At 69.5% G+C, this 18718-nt stretch carries 17 protein-coding genes; 16 read left to right on the forward strand and 1 reads right to left on the reverse strand.

The features are described 5' to 3' along the window. Positions 1 to 68: 68 nt before the first annotated feature. The 4 genes from OG338_RS17590 to OG338_RS17605 are packed head-to-tail and all read left to right on the forward strand — an operon-like array spanning position 69 to position 4217. Positions 69 to 1184, forward strand: a complete 1116-nt coding sequence (locus OG338_RS17590; RefSeq protein ID WP_405940453.1) for a class II D-tagatose-bisphosphate aldolase non-catalytic subunit — start codon at positions 69 to 71, stop codon at positions 1182 to 1184. 16 nt (positions 1185 to 1200) lie between these two features. Beyond that, on the forward strand, positions 1201 to 2355 hold the full coding sequence (locus OG338_RS17595; protein WP_405938237.1) for a DegT/DnrJ/EryC1/StrS family aminotransferase: 1155 nt from the start codon (positions 1201 to 1203) through the stop codon (positions 2353 to 2355). Positions 2356 to 2367: 12 nt separating this feature from the next. Then, positions 2368 to 3528, forward strand: coding sequence for an enhanced intracellular survival protein Eis (locus tag OG338_RS17600; protein ID WP_405938238.1), 1161 nt, complete (start codon positions 2368 to 2370; stop codon positions 3526 to 3528). A gap of 14 nt (positions 3529 to 3542) precedes the next feature. Next, on the forward strand, positions 3543 to 4217 hold the full coding sequence (locus OG338_RS17605; protein WP_405938239.1) for an HAD-IA family hydrolase: 675 nt from the start codon (positions 3543 to 3545) through the stop codon (positions 4215 to 4217). A gap of 221 nt (positions 4218 to 4438) precedes the next feature. On the opposite strand, the gene OG338_RS17610 is transcribed toward OG338_RS17605, so the two are convergent. After that, positions 4439 to 5272: a C40 family peptidase gene (locus tag OG338_RS17610; RefSeq protein WP_405938240.1), complete on the reverse strand. Its 834-nt coding sequence runs from the start codon at positions 5270 to 5272 to the stop codon at positions 4439 to 4441. A 706-nt stretch (positions 5273 to 5978) separates the two neighbouring features. On the opposite strand from OG338_RS17610, the gene OG338_RS17615 reads away from it, so the two are divergent. The 12 genes from OG338_RS17615 to nuoL are packed head-to-tail and all read left to right on the forward strand — an operon-like array spanning position 5979 to position 18717. Continuing rightward, entirely contained in the window at positions 5979 to 6338 is a 360-nt protein-coding gene (locus tag OG338_RS17615; RefSeq protein ID WP_003967084.1) for an NADH-quinone oxidoreductase subunit A, read from the forward strand. Positions 6339 to 6356: 18 nt separating this feature from the next. After that, the gene (locus OG338_RS17620; RefSeq protein WP_073964532.1) at positions 6357 to 6911 is read left to right on the forward strand and encodes an NADH-quinone oxidoreductase subunit B family protein; all 555 of its coding nucleotides are present in this window, start codon (positions 6357 to 6359) and stop codon (positions 6909 to 6911) included. Continuing rightward, the gene (locus tag OG338_RS17625; protein ID WP_405938241.1) at positions 6908 to 7618 is read left to right on the forward strand and encodes an NADH-quinone oxidoreductase subunit C; all 711 of its coding nucleotides are present in this window, start codon (positions 6908 to 6910) and stop codon (positions 7616 to 7618) included. Before OG338_RS17620 ends, OG338_RS17625 begins: the two co-directional genes overlap by 4 nt. Next, the gene (locus tag OG338_RS17630; RefSeq protein WP_405938242.1) at positions 7618 to 8940 is read left to right on the forward strand and encodes an NADH-quinone oxidoreductase subunit D; all 1323 of its coding nucleotides are present in this window, start codon (positions 7618 to 7620) and stop codon (positions 8938 to 8940) included. Before OG338_RS17625 ends, OG338_RS17630 begins: the two co-directional genes overlap by 1 nt. Before the next feature lie 29 nt (positions 8941 to 8969). Then, positions 8970 to 9722 carry an NADH-quinone oxidoreductase subunit NuoE gene (gene nuoE / locus OG338_RS17635; RefSeq protein WP_405938243.1) on the forward strand — a complete coding sequence of 251 codons (753 nt, stop codon included), beginning with the start codon at positions 8970 to 8972 and terminating at the stop codon, positions 9720 to 9722. Next, positions 9719 to 11086 carry an NADH-quinone oxidoreductase subunit NuoF gene (gene nuoF / locus OG338_RS17640; RefSeq protein ID WP_405938244.1) on the forward strand — a complete coding sequence of 456 codons (1368 nt, stop codon included), beginning with the start codon at positions 9719 to 9721 and terminating at the stop codon, positions 11084 to 11086. The genes nuoE and nuoF overlap by 4 nt, the downstream gene beginning before the upstream one ends. Further along, complete coding sequence (locus OG338_RS17645; RefSeq protein ID WP_405938245.1) at positions 11083 to 13590, forward strand: NADH-quinone oxidoreductase subunit G; 2508 nt, start codon at positions 11083 to 11085, stop codon at positions 13588 to 13590. Before nuoF ends, OG338_RS17645 begins: the two co-directional genes overlap by 4 nt. Continuing rightward, positions 13587 to 14990: an NADH-quinone oxidoreductase subunit NuoH gene (gene nuoH / locus OG338_RS17650; RefSeq protein ID WP_405938246.1), complete on the forward strand. Its 1404-nt coding sequence runs from the start codon at positions 13587 to 13589 to the stop codon at positions 14988 to 14990. Before OG338_RS17645 ends, nuoH begins: the two co-directional genes overlap by 4 nt. After that, entirely contained in the window at positions 14983 to 15687 is a 705-nt protein-coding gene (nuoI, locus tag OG338_RS17655; RefSeq protein WP_405938247.1) for an NADH-quinone oxidoreductase subunit NuoI, read from the forward strand. Before nuoH ends, nuoI begins: the two co-directional genes overlap by 8 nt. After that, on the forward strand, positions 15684 to 16511 hold the full coding sequence (locus OG338_RS17660; RefSeq protein ID WP_405938248.1) for an NADH-quinone oxidoreductase subunit J: 828 nt from the start codon (positions 15684 to 15686) through the stop codon (positions 16509 to 16511). Before nuoI ends, OG338_RS17660 begins: the two co-directional genes overlap by 4 nt. Continuing rightward, entirely contained in the window at positions 16508 to 16807 is a 300-nt protein-coding gene (gene nuoK / locus OG338_RS17665) for an NADH-quinone oxidoreductase subunit NuoK (protein ID WP_018101339.1), read from the forward strand. Before OG338_RS17660 ends, nuoK begins: the two co-directional genes overlap by 4 nt. 14 nt (positions 16808 to 16821) lie before the next feature. Further along, positions 16822 to 18717 (forward strand): NADH-quinone oxidoreductase subunit L, encoded by a 1896-nt coding sequence (gene nuoL, locus OG338_RS17670; RefSeq protein WP_405938249.1) that lies wholly within the window; start codon positions 16822 to 16824, stop codon positions 18715 to 18717. The last annotated feature ends 1 nt before the right edge of the window (position 18718 follow it).

Raw genomic sequence — 18718 nt, forward strand, 5'->3', positions numbered from 1 at the left:
CTGAGGAGAAGAACGTGCACCGTTCCCCTTCCGACAGGGAGCAACTCCCCTTCCTCGGCATCGGCCCCGTGTCACGGAACACGGTCGACGCTGCCCTCTCCGCCGCGTACCGCTGCGGGAGCAGGATCATGCTGATACCCAGCCGTTCCCAGGTGGACGCCGAGCGCTTCGGCGGCGGCTACCTGGGCTGGTCGACCGATGAGTTCGCCGAGTACGTGCGTGCCCGCGACCCGCGGCGGCTGGCCCTGCTGTGCCGGGACCACGGCGGTCCGTGGCAGCACCCTTCCGAGCGGTCGCTGACGGCCGAGGACGAAGCGCTGGACTCCTGCATGGAATCCTTCCGGAACGACATCCGGGCCGGCTTCGACATTCTGCACATCGACTCCTCGGTGGAACGGTCGGGTGAGGCGCCGTTCGCCCCGGCCGCACGCCGTCTGGTGTCGCTCTACGAGCGCTGTGCGGCAGCCGCCGACGAGGCACAGCGCGCCATCCGCTTCGAGATCGGTTTCGAGCCGCAGGGGGTGGAGGCCAATGACCCGGAGCAGTTCGCCTCGCAGCTCGACGAGGTGTGGGCCGAGATCATGGGACGCGGTCTCGCCGGCCCGGTCTTCGTCGTGGCCCAGACCGGCACCAAGGTGCAGGAGCTGTCCAACACCGGTGCCTTCCTGAAGCCGGAGTCCCGGGACGCGGTCAGGGCCCGGATCGCCGCCTTCGCCGAGACCTGCCGGGAGCGGGGGACCCTGCTCAAGGCACACAACTGCGACTACCTGAATCCGGCCGACATCGGCGCGCTGGCCCGGGCCGGAGTCCACTCGGCCAACGTCGCACCCGAGTTCGGCACCGCCGAGACCCGGGTGGTGCTCCGGCTTCTCGGGGAGTTCCAGCTCACCAAGGCGACGGAGCGGTTCCTCGCGCTTGCCTTCGATTCGGGCAAGTGGGCCAAGTGGATGAGGGCGGACACGCCCGCGACCGACTACGAACGCGCCGTCATCTCGGGCCATTACGTCTTCGAGACCGAGGAGTTCCACGACATCCGCGCCGAGCTGGACGCCGTGCTCGCGGCACGCGGCCTTCCGGGCCTGCGGGACCGGATCGTCTCCGAACTCACCCTGCTGATCGAGCGCTATCTGCTGGCCGGCTCGGACCGCTGGTACCGGCCCGAGCCGCAGCTCCAGGCCGGGTGAAGGGAAGGCCGGTGCCATGACCAACCCCTCGAAATACCGCGTACCGAAGTACAACTACGCCGACCAGTTCCCCGACATCGACACGGTGACGCTGCCGGCGCTCCGGCGCATCCTTCTCTCCGGCGAGTACGTCCTGGGCCCGGAGGTCGAACGCTTCGAGCGGTCGTTCTCCGACTACCTCGGCGTCGGGCACACCGTCGGCTTCAACTCCGGGACGGACGCACTGGTGCTCGCGCTCGACGCCCTGGGCATCGGGCCGGGCGACGAGGTCGTGACGGTCGCGAACAGCTTCCACGCGACGCTCCAGGCGATCGTCCGGCTCGGCGCCACCCCCGTTCTGGTCGACTGCGGGGAGCAGGACTTCCTGATCGATCTGGACCAGGTGGCCGCCGCCATGACCGCGAGGACGAAGGCCGTCATCGTGGTGCACCTCTTCGGCCGCAGCGTGGATGTGTCCGCCGCCGCCGAGTTGTGCCGCCGGTCGGGGGCCGAGCTGATCGAGGACTGCGCGCAGGCCACGGGCGCCCGGTTCGCCGGCGTCCGGGTCGGCACCACGTCGGCAGCCGGCTGCTGGAGCTTCGCACCGGCCAAGAACCTGGCCGCCGCTGGTGACGGCGGCGCGGTCACCAGCGCCGACGCGGACACCGCTGCCAGGCTGCGGCTGCTGCGCAACTTCGGCCAGTCCCGGCAGAACCAGCACGAGCTGCTCGGCTACAACTCGCGGCTGGACGCACTGCACGCGTGCCTGCTGACGGAGAAGCTCGACCGGCTCGACCGGTGGAACGCGGCCCGCGTCGAGGTGGCCGCCGCATACCGGGAGCGGCTGACCGGCCTGCCGGTGTCGTTCCAGGCACCCGGCGCACCCGGCGAACACGTCTACCACCTGTTCCAGCTGCGCACCGAGTCGCAGCAGGTGCGCGACGGACTGGTGGACCACCTCCAGAGCAGGGGGATCGACGCCGTGGTGCGATACCCGGCACCACTGCACCTACAGCCGGCCTTCGCCCCACTGGGTGGTCGTGCCGGAGCGTTCCCGGTCGCGGAGGCACTCGCCTCACAGAATCTGTGCCTGCCGATCAGGCCGGACCTCGGCGCGAACGACATCGACTTCGTCTGCGAGTCGGCCGCGGAGTATTTCGCCGGCGTCCGGCCGGCAGTCGGCTCGGGTTGAGGAGTGACCACGATGAGCGGGTACGAGATCCGGCCCATGGCGGGCGAGGACGAGCTGAACGCCGCGCTGGTGCACATGCGGCGGTCCTTCGGCAAATCACCGTACGAGCCGGAGACACTGCTGCGCGAGGGGCACGGAAAGGTGGCCACCAAGGGCGGGGAGATCGTCGGCGGCGGCCTTGTCTTCGCCTTCGACCAGTACTTCGGCGGGCGGGCGGTTCCCTCCGGGGGCACCGCCTGGCTGGCGGTGGCTCCCTGGGCCCGCGGTGAACGGCTCGGCAGGCGGATCATGCAGAGCAAACTCGCCTGGCTGAAGGAGGAGTGCGGCGCCGCCGTCACCTCCGGCTGGAGCCCCGCCACCGGCATGTACCGGAGCTGGGGCTGGGAGGTAGGGGCCATCGGCTCGGCCTTCACCGTCCGCCCGTCCGAGATTCCGGTAGCGGACCGGTCCTTCGAGCCGGTGCTGCCCACCACGCAGGAGTGCCGCGCGCTCCACCAGCGGCTGGCTCCTCGCTGGGACGGGCCGCTGCGCCGGCCGGACTGGTGGGACGCCTGGAAGCAGCGGTGCACCCCGTCCCTGCACACGCTGGGCGTGCGCAGGGAGGGCGAGTTGGTCGCCTTCGCGTCCTTCACCGAGGAGCCGGTCCAGCCCTGGGGTTTCCGTGTCGTCGTGCACGATTTCTGGGCCGATCACGCCGAGCACATCCCCGGCGCGTTGGACATGCTGAGCACCAGGGCGCTCCAGGTGCGGGAGATCGAGTTCAGGCGCTCCGTGCTGTCCCGCGCCCCGTACGCGCTCTGGGAGCTGCCGCAGTACACCCTGGTCGAACAGGGCAGATACCCGGTCATTTTCAAGATCCTCGACGTTCGGCGAGCGTTGGAGGCCCGCGGCTGGTCCACCGCCGTCGAAGCCTCGGTCTGTCTGGAGGTGAAGTTCGCAGACGACTCGGTCCGGGCGTACACCCTGGACTTCTCCGGCGGACGGGTGTCGGTCAAGACCGGCGGTACGCCTGCCGTGTGGTGCACCGAGGGCTCGCTGGCGTCCTGGTACGCCGGCGCGATGTCGATGCGCCGGGGCCGGGACTTCGGCCGGGCCTGGGGCGAGGACCGTGAGATCGACCTGCTGGACGCCGCGATCGTGCCGCGCGAGGCATGGATACCCGACACCTTCTGAGCAGAGGAGCCGATGTGACCGGGCAGCAACGATGGACGGCTCGGGCCGTGCTGTTCGACCTGGACGGTGTCCTGGTCGACTCCATGCCGCTGATCAGCAGGCTGTTGGACCGGTGGGCCGATCTGCACCGGCTCGACCGGGCGCTGGTGCACCGGACGGCGCACGGCAGACGGGAGGCGGAGCTGGCGGCGGAGCTGGTCCCGTCGTCCGATCCCGGCGAACAGGTCGCGCTCATGCAGCACTGGCAGCTCACCGAGTTCCACGGCTGCCGGCCCTGTCCCGGAGCCGCCGAACTGATCGAACGGCTCGACGAACGCCAGTGGGCGGTGGTCACCTCCGGTTCCGGTCCGGTGGCGCGCGGCCGGCTGCGCGCCGCGGGCCTGCCGACCCCCAAGACCATGATCACCGCCGACGACGTGGTCCGGGGCAAACCGGATCCCGAACCCTATCTGCGGGCGGCCGCCGAGCTGGGAGTGACCAGCGCACAGTGCGTGGTGATCGAAGACGCCCCGTCCGGCGCTGCTGCCGGACTCGCCGCGGGCATGCGGCTGATCGCGGTGACGGACGCGGGCGCGGCCTGGCCCGACGCGCTGGAAGGGCCTGTCGTCCGGGTGGCCTCGTTGGACCGGATCACGGTGGCGGGCGCCGGGCCGGAGCCGGTCGACCTGTTGATCGAGACCGCCGAGTAGCTGTTCGCGCCGGTTCACAAGCGCAGGCGGCCGGTGTCCGGCCGGTCCGCGATGTCCATGGCGACCGGCGGGGTGGTGGCGCCTTTCCGTGATTCCGCCGGCAGCGGGCCACGGGGCGGGTACTGCGGGAAACGCCGCAGGGCCGTCGCTCCCGAGCGGGGGAGCGACGGCCCTGCGAAGTGCGCCGAGACGCTTGTGAATCCGTGAACGCGGGAGCGGTCCTAGAGGACGCGGACCGCGCCGGTCGGCATGTCGTAGTCCAGCGGGCGCTGCACCACACCGGTGGAGGAGTTCTGCGCACCGACGAACTGGCCGCCGCCCACGTAGATCCCGACGTGGTACGCGCTGCCCGCGCCGCCCCAGTACAGGATGTCGCCCGGCTGGAGGTTGCTCAGCGAGACCTGGGTGCCGGCGGTCGACTGGCTCTGCGAGACGCGCGGCAGGTCGACGCCCACGGTGCGGAACGCGGCCTGGACCAGGCCCGAGCAGTCCCACGAGTTGGGGCCGGTGCCGCCGGACACGTACGCGTCGCCGACCTGCGCCCGGGCGAACGCGACGACGGAGGCCGCGGAGCCGGTGGCGTTGGAGGAGTACGAGGTCGTGGCGGCGGTGGTGGTGCCGGACGACGAGGAGCCGGTGGCCGGCTGGAGCGTGGTGCGCTCGGCGGCCCGGGAGGCGCGCTCGGCGGCCTCCGCCTTGGCCTTGGCGGCCGCCTCGGCCTTCTTCTTGGCCTCGGCCTTGCGGACGGCCTCGGCCTTGGCCTTCTTGGCGTCCTTGGCGGCGCTGCTGGCCGCGGCGTCCTCCTGGGCCTGCGTCTCCAGGTCCTGGGCGATCTGCTGCGTCGCCTCGGCGGAGGCGGCGACGGTGGTGGAGAGTCCCGCCGTGATGGTGGGCATCTCGATCGTCTGGGTGACCGGTTCGGCCTGGGCCGGGCCCGCGGCACCCGCGACCGCGATGGTGCTGAGGACGCCACCGGCAACTCCGGCCCGCAGCGCCGACGTCGAGGCGTTTCGGCGGGGCTTCCGGTGGCTGGGTATGTGAGCGGTGTGGGACATGGGTACTAGCGCTATCAGGGCGCGCGGGGTCCCATCAAGAAACGTGTGTTGCGACACAGTTACGTCCGGAATCTGTGAATCCGCTTTCTGGTGGCCTTTATTGACGCCGTAACGGGCAAATCGGGCAGCCGTGATCATGGCTGTGATCACGGGGTTTCTGTAATACGCCCGAATTGCCCGTCGCTTACCATCCGTTCACACTGTTGGCCAAGCCCGCTTCTATAACGGCTGATGCCGAGTGACGCAGCTCACATGTGGTCCGTGTGAACCCTCGCGTGAGCGATCCGGTCCGGCCTCCGCCCTCGGCCGCCCCCGGCTGCCCCATCCCGGCCCGCACGACCCCAGAGTGGGGCAGATCCCTTTATCACCCGATCGTGTCCACCGCCAATTTTGCGTGCGGCGCCGTGGCTTGATAGTGCAACACCCCTGTGACCAGCGACAACGGTAGTAGATGTCACCTCTCGTGATCACTCGGCCGCTTCGTGTACGAAGATCACCGCTCATCCGACTTCATGATCGTTCGTCAGGTGGTGGAGATCACAAAGACGTTGGTGACCCCCGTGTCGCAGATCACAGGACGGCGGGCATAGGATGCGGGGCAGTCGGGCTTGTGAACTGCCTCACATGTGCACGATCTTGGTGAGGCGGGGAGCCGGTTCGCCCGATGCGGTCCAACGGTCAAGGACGACTGGAAGGAGCGAGGAGCGTGAATGCCTACGCGCCCATCCTCGTGCTCGGCGCCCTCGGGGCAGGGTTTGCGATCTTCTCCGTGGTCATGGCCACGCTTATCGGCCCCAAGCGGTACAACCGGGCAAAGCTCGAAGCGTACGAGTGCGGTATCGAACCCACACCCACGCCGGCCGGAGGCGGCCGCTTTCCCATCAAGTACTACCTGACGGCGATGCTCTTCATCGTCTTCGACATCGAGATCGTCTTCCTCTATCCCTGGGCGGTCAGCTTCGACGCCCTGGGGATCTTCGGGCTCGTGGAGATGCTGCTCTTCGTGCTCACCGTCTTCGTCGCCTACGCGTATGTGTGGCGGCGCGGCGGTCTGGAATGGGACTGAGGGGCTGAGGGGCACACCATGGGACTCGAAGAGAAGCTGCCGAGCGGCTTCGTTCTGACCACCGTCGAGCAGGCGGCCGGCTGGGTGCGGAAGTCCTCCGTCTTCCCGGCGACCTTCGGCCTCGCCTGCTGCGCCATCGAGATGATGACCACCGGGGCAGGCCGTTACGACCTGGCCCGGTTCGGCATGGAGGTCTTCCGCGGCTCGCCGCGGCAGGCGGACCTGATGATCGTGGCCGGGCGGGTGAGCCAGAAGATGGCGCCCGTCCTGCGGCAGGTCTACGACCAGATGCCGAACCCCAAGTGGGTCATCTCCATGGGGGTTTGCGCATCATCGGGCGGAATGTTCAACAATTACGCCATTGTTCAGGGTGTTGATCACATTGTCCCGGTTGATATTTATTTGCCGGGCTGCCCACCGCGGCCCGAGATGCTGATGGACGCGATCCTCAAGCTGCACCAGAAGATCCAGGGCTCCAAACTCGGGGTCAACGCCGAGGAAGCCGCCCGCGAGGCGGAGGAAGCGGCGCTCAACGCCCTGCCCCTCATCGAGATGAAGGGGCTCCTGCGATGAGCGACGAGCAGAACGGCTCAGCCGTCCCCGCCCCGCGCGACGAGCACGGCGAGGTCATCGGCGTACGCAAGGGCATGTTCGGCGCCGACAACGGCGGCGACACCTCCGGCTACGGCGGCCTGGTCCGTACCGTCGCCCTCCCCGGCGCCTCCTCCCGCCCCTACGGCGGCTGGTTCGACGAAGTCGCCGACGAGCTCGAAGGCGCCCTGGAGGAACAGGACCTCCTCCCCGAGAACGCCATCGAGAAGACGGTGGTCGACCGGGACGAGCTCACCTTCCACATCGCCCGCGAGCACCTGGTCACCGTCGCGAAGACGCTGCGCGACGACCCGGCCCTGCGCTTCGAGCTGTGCACGGGGGTGAGCGGGGTCCACTTCCCCGGCGACAAGGGCCGCGAGCTGCACGCGGTCTACCACCTGCGCTCGATCACCCACGGCCGGCTGATCCGCGTCGAGGTCTCCACACCGGACGACGACCGGCACCTGCCCTCGCTGGTCCCGGTCTACCCGACCAACGACTGGCACGAGCGCGAGGCGTACGACTTCTTCGGGCTCGTCTTCGACGGGCACCCCGCCCTGACCCGGATCATGATGCCGGACGACTGGCAGGGCTTCCCGCAGCGCAAGGACTACCCGCTCGGCGGCATCGCCGTCGAGTACAAGGGCGCCCAGATCCCGGCTCCGGACCAGCGGAGGTCGTACTCCTGATGACCACTCCCCACGCGACACCCCGAGCGACCACCGAGGGGACTGTATATACGGTCACCGGCGGCGACTGGGACGAGATCGTAGAGAACGCCGCCGCCTCCGACGACGAACGCATCATCGTCAACATGGGCCCGCAGCACCCGTCCACGCACGGCGTGCTCCGGCTCATCCTGGAGATCGACGGCGAGACCGTCACCGAGGCCCGCTGCGGCATCGGCTACCTCCACACCGGCATCGAGAAGAACCTCGAATTCCGCAGCTGGACGCAGGGCACCACCTTCGTCACGCGCATGGACTACCTGACGCCGTTCTTCAACGAGACGGCCTACTGCCTGGGCGTCGAGAAGCTGCTCGGCATCGAGGACCAGATCCCCGACCGGGCCACCGTCCTGCGCGTGCTCCTGATGGAGCTCAACCGGCTCTCCTCGCACCTGGTGTGCATCGCCACCGGCGGCATGGAGCTGGGCGCCACCACGATCATGATCTACGGCTTCCGCGACCGGGAGCTGGTGCTCGACCTCTTCGAGCTGATCACCGGGCTCCGCATGAACCACGCGTTCGTCCGCCCCGGCGGCCTCGCCCAGGACCTGCCCCCGGGCGCGGTCGACCAGCTGCGCGAGTTCGTGAAGACCATGAAGAAGAACCTGCCGGAGTACGACGCGCTCGCCACCGGCAACCCCATCTTCAAGGCCCGCATGCAGGACGTCGGCTATCTCGACCTCACCGGCTGCATGGCCCTCGGCGCCACCGGCCCGATCCTGCGCTCGGCCGGCCTCCCGCACGACCTGCGCAAGACCGACCCGTACTGCGGCTACGAGACCTACGACTTCGAGGTCCCCACCGCCGACAGCTGCGACGCCTACGGCCGCTTCCTCATCCGCCTTGAGGAGATGCGCCAGTCGCTGCGGATCATCGAGCAGTGCATCGACCGGCTCGAACCCGGACCGGTCATGGTCGGCGACAAGAAGATCGCCTGGCCCGCTCAGCTCGCGCTCGGCCCGGACGGCCTGGGCAACTCGCTGGACCACATCAAGAAGATCATGGGCACCTCCATGGAGGCCCTGATCCACCACTTCAAGCTGGTGACCGAGGGCTTCCGGGTCCCCGTCGGACAGGCGTACACCGCAGTCGAGTCCCCCAAGGGCGAACTCGGCGTGCACGTCGTCTCGGACGGCGGAACCCGCCCCTACCGGGTCCACTTCCGTGACCCGTCCTTCACCAACCTCCAGGCCATGGCGGCGATGTGCGAGGGCGGCCAGGTCGCCGACGTCATCGTCGCCGTCGCATCCATCGACCCCGTGATGGGAGGCGTCGACCGGTGACCGAAGCACGTCAGGAAGTCAGTCTGGGGATGCCGCAGCTCCCCGCCCCCGCCTACCCGGCCGAGGTGCGCGCCAGGCTCGAAGCGGATGCGAAGGAGGTGATCGCCCGCTACCCCGGCAGCCGCTCCGCGCTGCTGCCGCTGCTGCACCTCGTGCAGTCCGAGGAGGGGTACGTCTCGCGTACGGGCATGGCCTTCTGCGCCGAGCTGCTCGGCCTCACCACCGCCGAGGTCACCGCGGTCGCCACCTTCTACACGATGTACCGGCGCAAGCCGAGCGGCGACTACCAGGTCGGCGTCTGCACCAACACGCTCTGCGCGGTGATGGGCGGCGACGCGATCTTCGACCGGCTGAAGGAACACCTCGGTGTCGGAAACGGCCAGCCGGATATGACCACAGCGGACGGCAAGGTCACCCTCGAACACATCGAGTGCAACGCCGCCTGCGACTTCGCGCCCGTCGTGATGGTCAACTGGGAGTTCTTCGACAACCAGACCCCGGAGAGCGCCACCCAGCTGGTGGACGACCTCATCGCCGGCCGCACCGTCGAACCCACCCGCGGCGCGCCCCTGTGCACGTACAAGGACACCGCGCGCATCCTCGCCGGCTTCCCCGACGAGCGCCCCGGCGCCGTCGAGGCCACCGGCGGCGCCGGCCACGCCTCGCTCATCGGCCTCAAGCTGGCCAAGGGCGAGGCCGCACCGCAGGCCCGGGTGGTGGGCCCGCGCGGCGAGACGCCCGGCGACCACCCGGCAGGACCCGCCGCCGAGGAGGGGGAGTGATGACGGTGGCCACCGAACTCAACCAGAACGGGACCAGCCCCGAGAAGCTGCTCGCGCCCGTCCTGTCCGCCTTCTGGGACCAGCCGGAATCCTGGACCCTGGACACCTACCGCCGCCACGAGGGCTACGAGGGACTGCGCAAGGCCCTCGCCATGTCCCCGGACGACCTCATCGCGTACGTCAAGGACTCCGGTCTGCGCGGACGCGGCGGCGCCGGCTTCCCCACCGGCATGAAGTGGCAGTTCATCCCGCAGGGGGACGGCAAGCCGCACTATCTGGTTGTCAACGCCGACGAGTCGGAGCCGGGGACCTGCAAGGACATCCCGCTCCTCTTCGCCAACCCGCACAGCCTCATCGAGGGCATCGTGATCGCCTGTTACGCGATCCGGTCGTCGCACGCGTTCATCTACTTGCGCGGTGAGGTCGTCCCCGTACTGCGACGGTTGCACGAGGCCGTTCGAGAGGCGTACGAGGCGGGATATCTGGGGACGAACATCCTGGGTTCAGGGCTCGATCTGGAACTCACGGTGCACGCGGGCGCCGGTGCGTACATCTGTGGTGAGGAAACCGCGCTGCTCGACTCTCTCGAAGGACGGCGTGGCCAGCCCCGGCTGCGTCCCCCCTTCCCCGCGGTCGCCGGTCTGTACGCCTGCCCCACTGTGGTGAACAACGTCGAGTCCATCGCCTCGGTTCCCGCGATCCTGAACAAGGGCAAGGACTGGTTCAAGTCGATGGGCAGCGAGAAGTCCCCGGGCTTCACGCTCTACTCGCTCAGCGGCCATGTCGCGGGCCCCGGCCAGTACGAGGCGCCGCTCGGCATCACGCTGCGCCAGCTGCTCGACATGAGCGGCGGCATGCGCCCCGGCCACCGCCTCAAGTTCTGGACCCCCGGCGGCTCCTCCACGCCGATGTTCACCGAGGAACACCTCGATGTGCCCCTCGACTACGAGGGCGTCGGCGCGGCCGGGTCCATGCTCGGCACCAAGGCGCTCCAGTGCTTCGACGAGACGACCTGCGTGGTCCGGGCCGTCACCCGCTGGACCGAGTTCTACGCGCACGAGTCCTGCGGCAAGTGCACCCCCTGCCGCGAGGGCACCTACTGGCTCGTCCAGCTGCTCCGCGACATCGAGGCCGGCAAGGGCCAGATGTCCGACCTCGACAAGCTCAACGACATCGCCGACAACATCAACGGCAAGTCGTTCTGCGCCCTCGGCGACGGCGCCGCCTCGCCGATCTTCTCCTCGCTGAAGTACTTCCGCGAGGAGTACGAGCAGCACATCACCGGCAAGGGCTGCCCCTTCGATCCCGCCAAGTCGACCCTCTGGGCCGACGACAAGAACGCTCACCAGGGGGTGAACGCATGACAGTCACCACGAGTGCGCCCTCCGGGGGCGGCGAAGCGGCGATCCCGCCCGAGGACCTGGTCACGCTGACCATCGACGGCATCGAGATCAGCGTGCCCAAGGGCACCCTGGTCATCCGCGCCGCCGAACTCCTCGGCATCGAGATCCCCCGGTTCTGCGACCACCCCCTCCTCGACCCGGCCGGCGCCTGCCGCCAGTGCATCGTCGAGGTCGAGGGCCAGCGCAAGCCGATGGCGTCCTGCACCATCACCTGCACCGACGGCATGGTCGTCAAGTCGCAGATCACCTCGCCCGTCGCCGACAAGGCGCAGCGCGGTGTGATGGAGCTGCTGCTCATCAACCACCCGCTGGACTGCCCGGTCTGCGACAAGGGCGGCGAGTGCCCGCTCCAGAACCAGGCCATGTCGCACGGCGACCCGGACTCCCGCTTCGACGGAAAGAAGCGGACGTACGAGAAGCCCGTGCCGATCTCCACCCAGGTGCTGCTGGACCGTGAGCGCTGCGTGCTCTGCGCGCGCTGCACCCGGTTCTCCAACCAGGTGGCCGGCGACCCGATGATCGAGCTGATCGAGCGCGGCGCGCTCCAGCAGGTCGGCACCGGCGAGGGCGACCCGTTCCAGTCGTACTTTTCCGGGAACACCATCCAGATCTGCCCGGTCGGGGCGCTCACCTCGGCGGCGTACCGATTCCGCTCCCGCCCCTTCGACCTGGTGTCGACGCCCTCGGTGTGCGAGCACTGCGCCGGCGGCTGCGCCACCCGCACCGACCACCGGCGCGGCAAGGTCATGCGCCGCCTCGCGGCCAACGAGCCCGAGGTCAACGAGGAGTGGCTCTGCGACAAGGGCCGCTTCGGCTTCCGTTACGCCCAGCAGCGCGACCGCCTCACCACCCCGCTCGTCCGGGGCGAGTCCGGCGAGCTGGAACCGGCGAGCTGGCCCGAGGCCCTGGCCGCCGCGGCCGAGGGCCTGTCCGCCGCGCGCGGCCGGACCGGCGTCCTCACCGGCGGCCGGCTGACCGTCGAGGACGCGTACGCGTACAGCAAGTTCGCGCGGATCGCCCTGGACACCAACGACATCGACTTCCGGGCCCGGGTCCACAGCGGCGAGGAGGCCGACTTCCTGGCCGCCCGGGTCGCGGGGCGCGGCAAGGACCTGGACGGCGGCGGTGTCACGTACACCTCGCTGGAGAAGGCGCCGGCCGTGCTGCTGGTCGGGTTCGAGTCGGAGGAGGAGGCCCCCGGGGTCTTCCTGCGGCTGCGCAAGGCCCACCGCAAGCACGGGCAGCGCACCTTCTCCGTCGCCTCGCACGCCACCCGGGGCCTGGCCAAGGCCGGCGGCGCGCTGCTTCCCGCCGCGCCCGGCACCGAAACCGAGTGGCTGGACGCCATCGCGGGCGGTGTCGGCCTGGAGGGCGAAGGCGCCGCCGCGGCCGAGGCGCTGCGCGGTGAGGGCGCGCTGATCGTGGTCGGCGAGCGGCTGGCCGGGGTGCCCGGCGGGCTGACCGCCGCGGTCCGGGCCGCGACCGCGACAGGGGCCCGGCTGGTGTGGATTCCGCGCCGGGCGGGCGAACGCGGCGCGGTGGAGGCGGGCGCGCTCCCGTCGCTGCTGCCCGGCGGCCGCCCGGCCACCGACCCGCGCGCCCGGGACGAGGTCGCCGCCGCGTGGGGCGTCGCCGAACTCCCGTCCCGCTTCGGCCGCGACACCGGCCAGATCATCGAGGCCGCGGCCACCGGTGAGCTGGGCGCGCTGGTCGTCGCCGGCGTCGGGACCGAGGACCTGCCGGACCCGGCGCGGGCCCTGGAGGCCCTGGACCGGGTCGGCTTCCTGGTCTCCCTCGAACTCCGGCCGAGCGAGGTCACCGACCGCGCCGACGTGGTGTTCCCGGTGGCCGCGGTCGCCGAGAAGTCCGGGACCTTCCTCAACTGGGAGGGCCGGGCGCGGATGTTCGAGGCCGCGCTGAAGCCCGACCAGATGACGCGGAACCTGGCCCCGGGCGATGCGCGGGTGCTGTACATGCTGGCCGATGTGATGGACGTGCATTTCGCGCTGCCGGACCTGAGGGCCGCCCGCCGCGAGCTGGACCGCCTGGGCGGCTGGCAGGGCGGGTACGCGGACGACCCGCGCGTCTCCGCGCAGCCGCTGCCCCGGCCCGGCGACGGCGAGGCGATCCTGGCCGGCCACCGGATGCTGCTCGACCTGGGCCGCCTCCAGGAGGGCGACACCGCGCTCGCCGGGACCCGGCACGAGGCGGTGGCCCGGCTGTCGGCCGCCACGGCCGCGGAGACCGGGGTCAAGGACGGCGACCCGCTGGCGGTGTCCGGCCCGGCCGGCAGCGTCGAACTCCCGCTCCGGGTCACCGACATGCCGGATCGCGTGGTCTGGGTGCCGCTGAACTCGGCCGGGCGGGGCGTGCCGGCCACGACCGGGGCCCGCCCCGGCGGCCTGGTCCGGATCGGCCCCGCCGCTGCCGGTACTCCCGACGTCACACCGGAGGTGCGGGCGTGACCGCCTTCGCTCAACTGGCCGCGGCACCGCACGGTTCGGTGCTCGCCGCCGAGGACCTGTCGATGTTCGGCAACGACCCCTGGTGGCTCGTCGTCATCAAGGCCGTCTTCTGCTTCGCGTTCCTGATGGTGACCGTGCTCTTCTCCATCGTGTGGGAGCGCAAGGTCGTCGCCTGGATGCAGCTGCGCATCGGCCCCAACCGGCACGGCCCCTGGGGCATGCTCCAGTCGCTCGCCGACGGCATCAAGCTGATGCTGAAGGAAGACGTCATCGTCAAGCGGGCGGACAAGGTCGTCTACGTCCTCGCGCCGATCGTCGCCGCCATCCCCGCCTTCATGGCCATCGCGGTGATCCCCTTCGGGCCCTCGGACAACGAGGTCTCGATCTTCGGGCACCGTACGGCGATGCAGCTCACCGACCTGCCGATCGCGATGCTGTACATCCTCGCGGTCGCCTCGGTCGGCATCTACGGCATCGTGCTGGCCGGCTGGTCGTCCGGATCGACGTACCCGCTGCTCGGCGGGCTCCGGTCCTGCGCGCAGATGATCTCGTACGAGATCGCCATGGGCGCCGCGTTCGCCTCGGTGTTCCTCTACTCCGGGTCGATGTCGACGTCGAAGATCGTGGAGGCGCAGCAGGACCGCTGGTTCATCATCCTGCTGCCGGTCTCCTTCATCATCTACATCGTCACGATGGTCGGTGAGACCAACCGGGCCCCGTTCGACATGCCGGAGTCCGAGGGCGACCTGGTCGGCGGCTTCAACACCGAGTACTCGTCCATCAAGTTCGCGATGTTCATGCTCGCCGAGTACGTCAACATGGTCACCGTCTCGGCCGTCTCCACGACCCTGTTCCTGGGCGGCTGGCGGGCCCCGTGGCCGGTCAGCACCTTCTGGGAGGGCGCGAACCACGGCTGGTGGCCGATGCTCTGGTTCGTCCTCAAGGTCCAGCTGCTGCTGTTCTTCTTCATCTGGCTGCGCGGCACGCTGCCCCGCGTCCGCTACGACCAGCTGATGAAGCTCGGCTGGAAGGTCCTGATCCCGGTCTCCGTCGTCTGGCTGATGCTGGTCGCGACCGTACGGGCGCTGCGCAACGAGGGCTACGACTTCTCCAGGATCCTGCTCTACGTGGCCGGTGCCGTGATCGCGGTGCTGCTGATCTCCTTCGTCGCCGACATCTTCCGCGACAAGAAGGACAAGGCCGCCGCCGAACAGGCCGGGCCCGAGCCGGCGTTCGACCCGATGGCGGGCGGATTCCCGGTGCCGCCGCTGCCCGGACAGACCCTGCCGCCGGTGCCCCGGCGCAGGCCGCGACGCGAGCGGGAGCTCGTTGTCAGTGGCGGGGTGGATACTCAGAGTGACGGAAACCCGAGTGACGGAAAGGAGGCCGACGGTGTCTGAACTGCCTGATTCGCCGGGGTCCAGGAGGCCGGCGAAATCCACCGGCCCGACGGGGTCGACGGCGTCGCAGTCCTCCCAGTCCTCCCAGTCCTCGGAGGACAAGTTCCTCAACCCGGTGGCCGGCTTCGGCGTGACCTTCAAGGCCATGTTCAAGAAGCGGCTCACCGAGCAGTATCCGGAGACGCCGAAGGTGACGGCGCCCCGCTTCCACGGCCGCCACCAGCTCAACCGCCATCCGGACGGGCTGGAGAAGTGCGTCGGCTGCGAGCTGTGCGCCTGGGCCTGTCCCGCCGACGCGATCTACGTGGAGGGCGCGGACAACACCGAGGAGGAGCGCTACTCCCCGGGTGAGCGCTACGGCCGCGTCTACCAGATCAACTACGCGCGCTGCATCCTCTGCGGACTGTGCATCGAGGCGTGCCCGACCCGGGCGCTCACGATGACCAATGAGTTCGAGCTCGCCAACACCACCCGCGAAAGCCTCATCTACACCAAGGACGAGCTGCTCGCGGGCCTGGAGGAAGGCATGGTCGACAGCCCGCACGCGATCTTCCCCGGCATGGACGAGCAGGACTACTACCGGGGCCTGGTCACCGAGGCCGCCCCCGGTACGGAGCGTCAGCTCGCCGTCTCCAAGGGCGAGAAGCCGTCCGACGAGGCCCGGGGCAACGACGCTTCGCAGGAGGTGGACGCATGACCGGCCTGGCCGCAGCGGCCTCGCAGACCTCGACCGGCGAGGCGTTCCAGTTCTGGGTACTCGGCACGGTCGCCGTGATCGGCGCCCTGTCCACGGTGCTCATGAAGAAGGCCGTGCACAGCGCGCTGAGCCTCGCCGGGACGATGATCATCCTCGCGGTGTTCTACCTCGCCAACGGCGCGTACTTCCTCGGCATCGTCCAGATCGTCGTCTACACCGGCGCGATCATGATGCTGTTCCTCTTCGTGGTCATGCTCGTCGGCGTCACGGCGGCGGACTCGCTGAAGGAGACCCTGAAGGGCCAGCGCCGGCTGGCCGCCGGCTGCGGCATCGGCTTCGGCGTCCTGCTGATCGCCGGTATCGGCAACGCCTCGCTGAAGAGCTTCAACGGCCTGGGCACCGCCAACACCGTGCACGGCGGAAACGTGGAGGGGCTCGCCAGCCTCATCTTCACCAAGTACGTCTTCGCCTTCGAGATCACCGGCGCGCTGCTGATCACCGCGACCGTCGGCGCGATGGTGCTCACGCATCGCGAGCGCACCGAACGGGCCAAGACCCAGCGGGAGATGTCCGAGGACCGCGTGCGGAGCAACCACCTCCCGCCGCTGCCCGCCCCCGGCGTCTACGCCCGGCACAACGCGGTCGACATCGCGGGCCTGCTCCCCGACGGCACCCCGTCCGAGCTGACCGTCATGAGCACGCTGCGCAAGCGCGGCCAGATGCGTGACGTGTCCCAGGAATCACTGGCCGGCCTCAAGGCACTGGAGCAGCGCTCCGGTGAGCGGCTGGGCCGGGACACCGAAGAAGAGGAGGTCGCCAAGTGAATCCGGTCAACTACCTCTATCTCGCCGCCCTGCTGTTCACCATCGGCGCGGCCGGGGTCCTGATCCGGCGGAACGCGATCGTGGTGTTCATGTGCGTGGAGCTGATGCTCAACGCCTGCAATCTCGCGTTCGTGACCTTCTCCCGGATGCACGGCAATCTCGACGGCCAGATCATCGCCTTCTTCACGATGGTCGTCGCCGCCGCGGAGGTCGTGGTCGGGCTCGCGATCATCGTGTCGCTGTTCCGTTCCCGCCACTCGGCCTCGGTCGATGACGCCAGCCTGATGAAGCTGTAAGGGGCGTTTGCACTGTGGAGAACCTGATTGCGCTGCTCGTCGCGGCGCCCCTGCTCGGAGCGGCGGTGCTGCTGTGCGGCGGCCGCCGCCTCGACCGCGCCGGGCACTGGCTCGGCACCCTGCTCGCCGCAGCCTCGTTCGTCGTGGCCGTGGTGCTCTTCACCGACATGCTCGGGAAGGGCGCCGAGGACCGGGCGCTGCACCAGAAGCTGTTCAGCTGGATTCCGGTCGAGGGCTTCCAGGCCGATGTGGCCTTCCAGCTCGACCAGCTGTCGATGACCTTCGTCCTGCTGATCACCGGTGTGGGCACGCTGATCCACATCTACTCGATCGGCTACATGGAGCACGACGAGCGCCGGCGCCGCTTCTTCGGCTATCTGAATCTGTTCCTGGCGGCGATGCTGATCCTGGTAATCGCCGACAACTACCTGCTGCTGTACGTCGGCTGGGAGGGCGTCGGCCTCGCCTCGTACCTGCTCATCGGCTTCTGGCAGCACAAGCCCAGCGCGGCGACCGCCGCCAAGAAGGCGTTCCTGGTCAACCGCGTCGGCGACATGGGCCTGTCGATCGCGATCATGCTGATGTTCACCACCTTCGGCACGTTCGCGTACGGACCCGTCCTGGAGGCGACCGGGGAGACGAGCGAGGGCAAGCTGACGGCGATCGGCCTGATGCTGCTGCTCGCCGCCTGCGGCAAGTCCGCCCAGGTGCCGCTTCAGTCCTGGCTCGGTGACGCGATGGAGGGCCCGACCCCGGTCTCCGCCCTCATCCACGCCGCGACCATGGTCACCGCCGGTGTCTATCTGATCGTCCGCTCCGGCGCGATCTTCAACGCCGCCCCGGACGCCCAGCTGGTCGTCGTGGTCGTCGGCGCGGTCACGCTGCTGTTCGGTGCGATCGTCGGTTGCGCGAAGGACGACATCAAGAAGGCCCTCGCCGGCTCCACGATGTCGCAGATCGGCTATATGATCCTGGCCGCCGGGCTCGGCCCCATCGGCTACGTCTTCGCGATCATGCACCTGGTGACGCACGGCTTCTTCAAGGCCGGGCTCTTCCTCGGCGCCGGTTCGGTCATGCACGGCATGAACGACGAGGTGGACATGCGGAAGTTCGGCGGCCTGCGGAAGTACATGCCGGTCACCTTCATCACCTTCGGCCTCGGCTACCTCGCGATCATCGGCTTCCCCGGCCTCTCCGGCTTCTTCTCCAAGGACAAGATCATCGAGGCGGCGTTCGCCAAGGGCGGTACCGAGGGCTGGATCCTCGGCTCGGTGGCCCTGCTCGGCGCCGCGATCACCGCGTTCTACATGACGCGCGTGATGATCATGACCTTCTTCGGTGAGAAGCGCTGGCAGCCCGACGCGGAGGGCCACGAGCCGCACCCGCACGAGTCCCCGAACTCCATGACGATCCCGATGATCGTGCTGGCCTTCGGCTCGGTCTTCGCCGGTGGCTTCTTCTCGATCGGCGACCGCTTCCTGCACTGGCTGGAGCCGGTGACCGGCCACGACCACGGCGACGCCCCGATCGGCGCGTCGACCGTCACCGCGGCCACCATGGTGGCGCTCGTCATCGGTGTCGCCATCGCCTGGGCGATGTACGGCCGCAAGCCGGTGCCGGTGACCGCCCCGCGCGGCTCGCTGCTCACCCGCGCCGCGCGCCGCGATCTCCTCCAGGACGACTTCAACCACGTGGTCCTGGTCCGGGGCGGCGAGCACCTGACCCGTTCCCTGGTCTACGTGGACCACACCCTGGTCGACGGCGTCGTCAACGGCACGGCCGCGTCCATGGGCGGGCTCTCCGGCCGGCTGCGCAAGCTGCAGAACGGCTACGCCCGCTCCTACGCGGTCTCGATGTTCGGCGGTACGGCGGTTCTCATCGCCGCGACCCTGCTGATGAGGGCGGTCTGAT

Source organism: Streptomyces sp. NBC_00726, assembly GCF_045161735.1.
Classification (GTDB): domain Bacteria; phylum Actinomycetota; class Actinomycetes; order Streptomycetales; family Streptomycetaceae; genus Streptomyces.